Raw genomic sequence first — 9,424 nt, forward strand, 5'->3', positions numbered from 1 at the left:
CCGCGCGGTCGATCGAGGATCCGCGCGCATGGCCGGCGGCGCATCGGGTCGCCGCCTGCCTGACCGACATGGCCGTGCTGCTCGAAGCCCATCCCGACTGGTCCTTCGACCACCACCGGAGCGCACCATGCTGAGCGAGGTCGCGATCGGGGGCGTCTACCTGCCGCCCATCCTCGTCTACCTCGTCGCGGCGATCCCGCTCTTCGCGGGGCTTCGAGCCGTCCTGGACCGGGCCGGGGTGCTGCGCTTCGCCTGGCATCCTGCGCTGCTGGAATTCGCGATGCTGCTCGCGACGGTCGCGCTTCTCATCCTCCTCGTGTGAGTGCCGCCATGACGGTCCTGAAGCGCCTGCTCCGCCCCGCGCTGACCCTCGCCGTCGTCGCCGCGACGGTGCTGCTGCTCGCCGCGCTGTGGCGTACCTACATGCTCGCGCCCTGGACGCGCGACGGGCGGGTCAGCGCCGAAGTGGTGCGGGTCACCCCCGAGGTCTCGGGTACGGTCGTCGACGTGCGCGCCGTCGACAACCACTTCGTCCATCGGGGCGACATCCTCTACGTGATCGATCCGCACCGCTTCCGGCTGGCGCTCGACAGCGCACAGGCCGTGGTCCTGGCTAGGCGCGAGGATGCGGCGCTGAAAACCGCGGCGGCGCGCCGGCGCAACCAGCTGAGCCCGGGTGTCGTGGCCTCCGAAGTGGTCGAGCAGGCCAACGGTATGGCGGCGATCGCGCGTGCCGATCACGACGCCGCGGTCGCCGCCGCCCATCTCGCCGAGGTCAACCTCGACCGCACCACGATCAGGGCCCCTGTGGACGGCTACGTCACCAACCTCCGGCTGCGGCCGGGAGATTATGCGACGACCGGCACGACCCGCGTCTCGGTGATCGATGCGGAGGGATTCTGGATCACCGCGTATTTCGAGGAGACCAAGCTGTCCCGGATCGCGATCGGCGCGCGCGCCGAGATCCGCCTGATGGGTTTCGAGCCGCCCCTCTCCGGGCACGTGGAGAGCATCGGGCACGGCATTGCCGATGCCAACGAGAGCCCCGACCATCTCGGCCTGCCGACCGTCAACCCGGTCTTCACCTGGGTGCGGCTGGCGCAGCGCATTCCCGTCCGGATCCACATCGACGCGGTGCCGCCGGGGGTGACGCTCGCGGCGGGCATGACCTGCAGCGTGGCCGTCGGCGAGGCAGTGGCCGGCAACCGGCTGCTGTCCCGGCTGGAATTCCTGCCGTGACGACGCCACGGCTTCGCGTCACCGGGTATCGGCAATCGGGAGACGCGCCGGAGACGGGGCAGCGATCCTGTCCGGCCCGTAATATGTTCGCTCGGGTGCCGCGTAGCTCGTTCTCTTGAAAGCCTGTTCCGTTCGGCATAAAGAACGCGCCGACGACCCGGCCGGCCATGCGCGCCGGTCCGAATTCCGGCGCAGGAAAGACGAGCCGATGCCAGAGGGACTCGATGCCCGCACGATCGCGGCGACCAACGGGGTGGCCCAGGATACGTCCTTCGGCGCCGTGATCGCACCGATCCACCTCTCGACGACCTTCAAGTTTCCCGCTTTCGAGCAGCCCGGGCCCTACGACTATTCGCGGCTCGGCAACCCCACCCGCGACCAGCTCGCCGACACCATCGCCAAGCTCGAAGGCGGCGCCAGGGCCGTCATGGTGTCGAGCGGCATGGCGGCCATCGATCTCGCCCTGTCGAGCCTGTGTCCCGGCGACCTGCTGGTCGCGCCGCATGATTGCTACGGCGGGACGCACCGGCTGCTGAGCCTCCGCGCGGCCCGCGGGCAGTACCGGGTGCTGTTCGTCGACCAGACCGACCCGGAAGCCTTGGCCGCAGCGCTCGCTCAGTCACCCAAGGTCGTGCTGGTCGAGACCCCGAGCAACCCGCTGATGCGGGTCGTGGATGTCCGCCGCGTCACCCATGCGGCCAAGGCGGTCGGCGCCCTGGCCGTGGTCGACAACACCTTCCTGTCGCCGGCGCTGCAGCGGCCGATCGCCCTCGGGGCGGATCTCGTCGTCCACTCCACGACCAAGTTCCTCAACGGCCATTCGGACGTGATCGGCGGGGCCGTGATCGCCGCCGAGGCCTCGGTCGGCGACGACCTCGCGGCCTGGGCGAACACGATCGGGGTCACGGGCTCGCCGCTCGACGCCTACCTGACCCTGCGCGGCATCCGCACCCTGTTCGTCCGGGTGGAGCGCCAGCAGCAGAACGCCGGGCAGCTGGCGGCCTTCCTGGATGCACATCCGGCGGTCAGCCGCGTCCATTACCCGGGCCTGGCGTCCCATCCGGGCCACGCCATCGCCAAGGCGCAGCAGGCCGGGTTCGGCGCCATGTTGAGCTTCGAACTGGCCGGTGGCCGCGCTGCGGTGAAGATCCTGGTGGAGACCCTGCGGGTGTTCACGCTCGCCGAATCGCTGGGCGGGGTCGAGAGCCTGATCGCGCACCCGCCGACCATGACGCATGCGGCGATGGACCCCGAGGCGCGCGCCATCGCGGGCATCACCGACGGGCTGCTGCGCCTGTCGATCGGCCTGGAGGCCGTGGACGATCTGCTGGCAGACCTATCCCACGGCCTGGAGGCGGTGACGCGCGGCTGAGCCGGCGGCTCACTCCTCCTCGACCACGCTGAACCCGGACTCATCCTCGACGACCCGGTACCGGGAGAGGCGCAGGATCTGCGAGCGCTCGGCCGCCTCGTCCCGGCATTTCAGGACGTGGGCGGTCCGGTTGACGACCTGCAGGTTCGGCACGCCCCAGTACCCCAGCAGCTCCGGCCAGGGCGCGTCGCGGTGCTCGCGCCAGACCCGGTAGAGCGGCACGGCGTGGTCCACCTCCGCGGTGCGCAGCAGCCGCTTGCCGGAGGCTTTGCAGCGATGCCCCTGATGGCGCTTCAGGACGCGGACCTGCTCGTGCGGCGCGATCCAGAACTTCCAGGCGGCGACACAGGCCGTGTGCCAGGCGGCTTTGCCGTTCGGCACACCCTGCCCCCAGAGGTCGCGGTGCCAGCCGAGCCGGTAGACCGGCTGGCCGCAGATGCAGCAGGCGCCGCGACCACGGGCGAAGGCCGGCTCCCGGAACGGGGCGGGTGGAATCCGGAAGCTCGCCGGGCGACCGCCGGCGCCGCCCTCGCCGAGTTGCCAGGTCCAGCCCTCCGGCGTCCCCGAGCGCGCGGCCAGGGCGCGGGCCAGCCGGTCGGCCCGCAGGATGTGGTTGCGCCAGTAGCTCTCCACCGCCAGGCGCGGAGTCGGCGGGGTCAGCGGCCGCGTCAGCGCGTGGTGCAGAATTGGGGCCGGGAAGATCGCCGGCAGGGCCCGTTCCAGCCTGGCCCGGGCCTTGGCGTTCTTCTGGTCGCGCCAGGTCGATGTCGTGGTCGATGCCGTCATGTCCGGCCGTGCTAGCGCGCGACGCACGGGAAGGCGACGGCATCCGGGCCACAGGTTCGCGGCGGCAGACTTAAGAAAGTGTTTCCCGTGAAATATCGCCACCGAGGCAGGCGGCCGCCCCCTCGGACATCTACAGGTCGACCGACATCGACAGCAGGTAGGTGCGCGGGCCGCCCTGGAAGAAGGTGCCGAACGAGGCGACCCCAGTCCAGTACCGCGTCCCGGTGGCGTTCAGCACGTTGGCCCGGAAGGTGGTCCGGCGCCCGTCGATCGTCGTCGCGTAGCGCAGGCCGAGATCGAGCCGCGCCCAGTCCGGCAGGGCTTGGCTGTTGGCGAGGTCGACATACTGCCGCCCGGTGTAGATCACCGCCCCGTCGACGGTCAGGCCCGGCAGTCCAAGCGTTCCGGCATGCCAAAGAAGTGTTCATGCCTTTCCGGCCAGCGTCCCGCGGTCCGGCCGCGCATCCGCGCCGGCCTGATTCGCCTCCGGGGAGACCGCGATGCCTTCGAACCCCTTCACCGTCGCCGGCTCGGCCGGGATCCTCGCCCTTGCCACGCTCTGGACCTGCGCACTTCCCTACGCGAGTGCCCGGGCCGACCAGCCCTCGGCCAAGCTGTGCCAGGCCGCGACCTCGACACCCGAGACCCAGACCTGCCTGCACAAGGCCCTCGACGCTGCCGACGCGAAGCTCAACGCCGCCTACAGGAAGGCCCTGTCGGTCATCGACCAGGACGACCGTCCGCAGGACGCCAAGGCGACCTGGAAGGCCCAGTTCACGGCGGCCCAGCGCGCCTGGATCGCCTTCCGGGATGCCGATTGCGGTGATCTCACCTTCAGCGAGTGGAACAACGGCAGCGGCACCACCGCTGCTCTCTACGCCTGCAAGTACGACAAGACCGTCCAGCGGACCGACGATATTCTGAGCCGGTACCCGCTTCAGTAGAGGACCGTACCTGCCTCCGAGTGAGCGCAATAAGCGCAGGATAAACCACCCTGTCATTCCGGGGCCGCGCAGCGGAGCCCGGAATCCAGAGCCACCACCGGCGCAAGATCCTGCTCGACCGGTGTTTCTAGATTCCGGGCTCGCCTGCGGCGCCCCGGAATGACAGGGTGGATATTTTAGCGTTCGCGCAACGCCCAAGCCCTTCGGAGGCAGAGCAACTGGTCCGACCCTTGAATGCGCACGGCCGCTGAGCCTGCGAGGGACCCGGATGATCGTCGACCTGAACTGCGACATGGGCGAGGGTTTCGGCGTCTATCGCCTGGGCGACGATGCCGGGATGCTGGCGATCGCCAGTTCGGCCAACATCGCCTGCGGGTTCCACGCCGGCGACCCGCTGGTCATGCACGAGACCCTGACGCTCGCCGCCCGCGCCGGCGTCCAGGCCGGGGCGCATCCGGGCTTCCTCGATCTCTGGGGCTTCGGCCGGCGCCCGATCCACGGCGAGCGCCCGGCCGATGTCGAGAAGGCCGTGCTCTACCAGGTCGGCGCCCTCCTGGCGCTGGCCCAGGATGCCGGCTGCCCGGTGCGGCACGTGAAGACCCACGGGGCGCTGGGCAACATCGCCAACGCGGACGCGGATCTCGCCCTGGCGGTCGCCCGGGCGATCCGGACGCTGGACCGCGACCTGATCTTCGTGGTCATGCCCGGCCTCGAGACCGAGCGGGCCGGCGAGCGGCTCGGTTTGCCGCTGGCCCGGGAGATCTACGCCGACCGGGCTTACGCCGAGACCGGCAACCTGGTCTCGCGCAAGCTCCCGGGCGCGGTCCTGCACGATCCGGCCGAGGCGGCGGAGCGCGTGGTGCGGATGATCGAGGACCGCGCCATCACGTGCCTGTCCGGGCGACGCATCCCGGCCCGAATCGACAGCATCTGCGTCCACGGCGACACACCGGGCGCGGTCGCGATGGCCGCGCGGGTGCGGTCCGACCTGGCCGCCCTGGGGATCGCCATCAGGCCGATGGCCCAGGTGATCGGTAGCGCGATCGGTAGCGCGGTCGGCGACTCGACCGGCGCCTGAGTTCGCCGATTCCGTTCGGTTTCGGCCGCGATCCGGCTCACCGTCATGCAAACGTCGCAGATGGGCCAGAAAGCCACTCGCTGCTTACGAGGCTTTGAGAGGCCCTATGGATTTCCACCGTCGCTTCACGGTTCTGATGTGCGCCCCCGCCTTCGATCCGGACGACCTGGAGGGCGCGCGCGTCGCCCAGATCTTGGCGGCGGTGGAGAATCGCGGCTTCGAGGTGGTGCGGGCCCGGCGGGTCGAGGACGCGGCGATCGCCGTGCAGACCGATGCCGCCATCGGCTGCATGGTGGTCGACTGGGGCAAGCGCGGCCTCGACGGCAAGGCCGCCGCGCTGATCGACATGATGCGCAAGCGCGGCCTGGAGATGCCGATCGTCATCATGGTCCGCCGCAAGCGGCTGGAGGACATCCCGGTCGAGCTCCTGGACTTCATCGACGGCTACATCTTCCTGGCGGAAGAGACGCCGGAATTCATCGCCCGCGGCCTGGTCAGCCGGGTGACGCAATATGCCGAGACCCTGAAGACGCCGTTCTTCGGCGCGCTCGTGGACTATGCCGAGAAGGGCAACCAGCTCTGGACCTGCCCGGGCCACAACGGCGGCATCTTCTATAACCGGTCCCCCATCGGCCGGATCTTCGTGGAGCATCTGGGCGAGGCGATCTTCCGCGACGACCTCGATAATTCGGTGCTCGACCTCGGCGACCTGCTGACCCACGAGGGGCCCGCGCTCAAGGCCCAGAAGGAGGCCGCCAAGATCTTCGGGGCGGAGAAGACCTACTTCGTCCTCAACGGCACCTCGGCTTCCAACAAGATCGTCCTGTCCTCGCTGGTGGCCGAGGACGACCTCGTTCTGTTCGACCGCAACAACCACAAGGCGGCCCATCACGGCGCCCTGTTCCTCGGCGGCGGCATCCCGATCTTCCTGGAGACCGACCGGAACGCCTTCGGCTTGATCGGTCCGATCTATCACGAGGCCCTGGACGAGACCCGGATCCGGGAAAAGATCCGTGCCAACCCCCTTGTCACCGACCCCGAGGCCTGGCGCCGGGAGCGGCCGTTCCGGGTCGCGGTGATCGAGCAATGCACCTATGACGGCACGATCTACGACGCGCAGGAGATCCTGGAGCGGATCGGCCACCTCTGCGACTACATCCTGTTCGACGAGGCCTGGGCGGGCTTCATGAAGTTCCACCCGCTGTTCGCCCGGCGCTTCGCCATGGGGCTCACCGGCCTCGACGAGACCTCGCCGGGCATCGTCGCCACGCAATCGACCCACAAGCAGCTCGCGAGCTTCTCACAGGCCTCGCAGATCCACACCCGCGACGGCCATATCCGCGGCCAGACCCGCCGCGTGGAGCACAAGCGCCTCAACGAGAGTTTTTTGGTCCACGCCTCGACCTCGCCGTTCTATCCCCTGTTCGCCTCCCTCGATGTCGGCGCCCAGATGATGAAGGGCCGATCGGGCATGATCCTGTGGGACGACACGATCCGGCTCGGGATCGAGTGGCGCAAGAAGGTCCGGGCGATCCGGCGGGAATTCGAGGAGAACGAGGCCGACCCGCTGCGGCGGTGGTTCTTCGACCCGTTCGTGCCGGACGTGACCAGCACCGCCGACGGGGCCGAGGTGCCGTGGGAGAAGGTGCCCACCGACGAGCTCGCCTCCGACCCGCGGCACTGGGAACTGAAGCCCGGTGCCCGCTGGCACGGGTTCACCCATGTCGCGCCGGGCTACGCGATCACCGACCCGAACAAGCTCACGGTGCTCACCCCGGGCTTCGACCGGCGGACCGGCGCCTATGCCGACCACGGCGTGCCGGCCCCGATCGTCGCGCAGTACCTGCGCGAGAACCGGATCGTGGCCGAGAAGAACGACCTGAACTCGCTGCTCTTCCTGCTGACGCCGGGCGTCGAGTCGTCCAAGGCCGGAACCCTGATCTCCGGCCTCGTGGCGTTCAAGCGGCATCACGACGACAACGTGCCGCTCGAGGAGGCCATGCCGGAATTCGTCAACCGCCGGCCCAACCGCTACCGGGGCGTGCGCCTGCGCGACCTCTGCGCCGAGTTCCACGCCTTCCACCGGGAGGCCAACACCTCCATGCTCCAGCGTCGGCAATTCGCCCCCGAGCACCTGCCCGAGATGGTGATGCCGCCCAAGCGCGCCGCCCAGATGCTGACCCGCAACAAGGTCGATTACGTGCCGATCGCAGAGGCCGAGGGGCGCATCGCCTCGACCCTGATGCTGGTCTACCCGCCGGGCATCGGCACCGTCCTGCCGGGCGAGCGCTTGGACGACCGCGCGAAGCCGATGCTCGACTATTTCAAGATGTTCGAGGCCTCGGCCAACCTGTTCCCCGGCTTCGAGGCCGAGATCCAGGGGGTCTACCGCGAGGTCGAGCCGGACGGGCGGATCCGCTTCCACACCTACGTCGTGCGGGACGGCGCCTGATGGAGATCGAGCCCGAGGAGGGCGCCCCGATCCCGGCGCGGCCGAGCCCGGACATCATCATCCGCGCCTCCTCGGACGCGGATGTCGAGGCGATGGTGGCGATCTACGAGCACCATATCGGCAAGGGCGTCGGCAACGTCGCCGAATTCGACGACGAGGCGCGCCTGCTGCCCGACGACCTGAAGCGCCGGCGCAAGACCATGCGCAAGAAGCGCCTGCCCCACCTCGTCGCCGAGCGCGGCGGCCAGGTGGCGGGCTACGCCTACGCGGTGCCGTTCCGGAAGCGCCCGGCCTATCGCTACACGCTCAAGCACTCGATCTACGTGCATCCCGACCACCTCCATGCCGGCATCGGGCGCCGCCTCCTGCCGGCCCTGATCGAGGCCTGCGCGGCCGGCGGCTACCGCCAAATGATCGGCTACATCGACGCGCAGAACGCCGCGTCGCTGCGCCTCCACGAGACCTGCGGCTTCGTCCGCGTCGGCTACCTGAAGGCGGTGGGCTTCAAGTACGGCCGCTGGTCGGACAGCGTGATGGTGCAGCGGGCGCTGGGCACCGGATCCGAGGACCAGCCGGGGACGTAGGACGCGACGGGACCGGTCAGTGCCCGTCGGCCGCAGCGGCGGGCTTGGCCGTGGCGACCAACTCGATATCGACCCCGACCTCGAGGGCGACCCATTGTCCGGAGGCCCAGGCACCCTGGCCGACACCGAAATCGGTGCGGACGAGGCCGACATGCCCGGTGGCATGCGCTTGGGGGCCTTCGAGCGCCAGGTGGAAAGGCAGCGTCAGCGGACGCGTCATGCCCCGGATGGTCAGGTCGCCGACCGCCTCGTAGTCGCCCCGGCCCTTGTCGACGAAGCGGGTGGCCTCGAAGCGCGCGTGGCTGGCGCTGGTTACGTCGAACCAGTCCTTCTGGGGCAGAGCCGCGTCGCGCTGGGCATCGCCGGTGCGGGCGCTGCCGAGATCGACCAGCACCGTGGCGCGGCCGGCCTCGGGCTTGGCGGGGTCGAAATCCACCCGGGCGTCGAAGCGCTCGAAGCGTCCCGAGAACGGGGTCCCGACCTGCACGCCCGAGAACCGGATCGCGCTCTTGGCCGGATCCACCGGCCGCTCGGCGCCCGGGAGGACGGCCGACAGGCACAGGGCGAGGCACGCAAGACGCAGCGTCATCGGGTCGAGTCCAGGGGTTCGGGAGGCATCGCGGCGGCGCGGCCGGGCAGCATCCGCCACAGCACGCCGTCGCGCAGGATGAGATGGTGGCGCAGCGCGGCCGCCACGTGCAGCACCAGCAAGGCCGTCAGGAACCACGCCCCGTAGGCGTGCAGCAGCTTGAAAGCCCCCTCCGCGCCCGCCGGGTCGGTCAGCAGCGGGGCCAGCGGCAGGTGCGGCCAGGGCACGAGCCCGTACAGGACCGTCGGGATGTTGAACGGCGAAAGCGAGACCACCGCCCAGCCGGTGAGCGGCAGCCCGATCAGGAGCCCGTACAGGATGGCGTGCGCCGCCCCCGCGGCCCGGCGTTCCCGGGCCGGCATGGCCGCCGGGTGCGGCGG

Annotated in this window: 10 protein-coding genes and 1 pseudogene; 7 read left to right on the forward strand and 4 right to left on the reverse strand. The window is 70.0% G+C overall.

Annotated elements, in window-relative coordinates:
* The first annotated feature begins 127 nt into the window (after window positions 1-127).
* The 3 genes from FV228_RS12395 (at window position 128) to metB (ending at window position 2,611) form a co-directional block, all read left to right on the forward strand.
* Entirely contained in the window at window positions 128-322 is a 195-nt protein-coding gene (locus FV228_RS12395) for a DUF1656 domain-containing protein (RefSeq protein WP_147854898.1), read from the forward strand.
* An 8-nt stretch (window positions 323-330) separates the two neighbouring features.
* Window positions 331-1,239: an HlyD family secretion protein gene (locus FV228_RS12400; RefSeq protein ID WP_147854899.1), complete on the forward strand. Its 909-nt coding sequence runs from the start codon at window positions 331-333 to the stop codon at window positions 1,237-1,239.
* 208 nt (window positions 1,240-1,447) lie between these two features.
* Entirely contained in the window at window positions 1,448-2,611 is a 1,164-nt protein-coding gene (gene metB / locus FV228_RS12405; protein WP_147854900.1) for a cystathionine gamma-synthase, read from the forward strand.
* 9 nt (window positions 2,612-2,620) lie between these two features.
* Here metB and FV228_RS12410 read toward each other — a convergent pair whose 3' ends face one another.
* Complete coding sequence (locus tag FV228_RS12410; RefSeq protein ID WP_147854901.1) at window positions 2,621-3,397, reverse strand: hypothetical protein; 777 nt, start codon at window positions 3,395-3,397, stop codon at window positions 2,621-2,623.
* A gap of 130 nt (window positions 3,398-3,527) precedes the next feature.
* Window positions 3,528-3,794, reverse strand: a pseudogene (locus tag FV228_RS12415) (TonB-dependent siderophore receptor); the annotation flags it as partial.
* Between the two features lie 103 nt (window positions 3,795-3,897).
* Between FV228_RS12415 and FV228_RS12420 the strand changes: the two are divergent.
* The 4 genes from FV228_RS12420 (at window position 3,898) to FV228_RS12435 (ending at window position 8,455) form a co-directional block, all read left to right on the forward strand.
* Window positions 3,898-4,341 (forward strand): lysozyme inhibitor LprI family protein, encoded by a 444-nt coding sequence (locus FV228_RS12420; protein WP_147854903.1) that lies wholly within the window; start codon window positions 3,898-3,900, stop codon window positions 4,339-4,341.
* A 268-nt stretch (window positions 4,342-4,609) separates the two neighbouring features.
* Window positions 4,610-5,419: a 5-oxoprolinase subunit PxpA gene (locus FV228_RS12425; RefSeq protein WP_147854904.1), complete on the forward strand. Its 810-nt coding sequence runs from the start codon at window positions 4,610-4,612 to the stop codon at window positions 5,417-5,419.
* Window positions 5,420-5,525: 106 nt separating this feature from the next.
* On the forward strand, window positions 5,526-7,871 hold the full coding sequence (locus FV228_RS12430) for an Orn/Lys/Arg decarboxylase N-terminal domain-containing protein (protein ID WP_147854905.1): 2,346 nt from the start codon (window positions 5,526-5,528) through the stop codon (window positions 7,869-7,871).
* Complete coding sequence (locus FV228_RS12435) at window positions 7,871-8,455, forward strand: GNAT family N-acetyltransferase (protein ID WP_147854906.1); 585 nt, start codon at window positions 7,871-7,873, stop codon at window positions 8,453-8,455. The genes FV228_RS12430 and FV228_RS12435 overlap by 1 nt, the downstream gene beginning before the upstream one ends.
* A 16-nt stretch (window positions 8,456-8,471) precedes the next feature.
* On the opposite strand, the gene FV228_RS12440 is transcribed toward FV228_RS12435, so the two are convergent.
* Entirely contained in the window at window positions 8,472-9,044 is a 573-nt protein-coding gene (locus FV228_RS12440; protein ID WP_147854907.1) for a YceI family protein, read from the reverse strand.
* Window positions 9,041-9,424: cytochrome b/b6 domain-containing protein (locus FV228_RS12445; RefSeq protein ID WP_187277717.1), on the reverse strand; the 384-nt coding region annotated here is incomplete at its 5' end. The genes FV228_RS12445 and FV228_RS12440, both read right to left, overlap by 4 nt.

Origin of the sequence: Methylobacterium sp. WL18 (assembly GCF_008040015.1) — a bacterium.
Taxonomy (GTDB): Bacteria; Pseudomonadota; Alphaproteobacteria; order Rhizobiales; family Beijerinckiaceae; genus Methylobacterium; species Methylobacterium mesophilicum.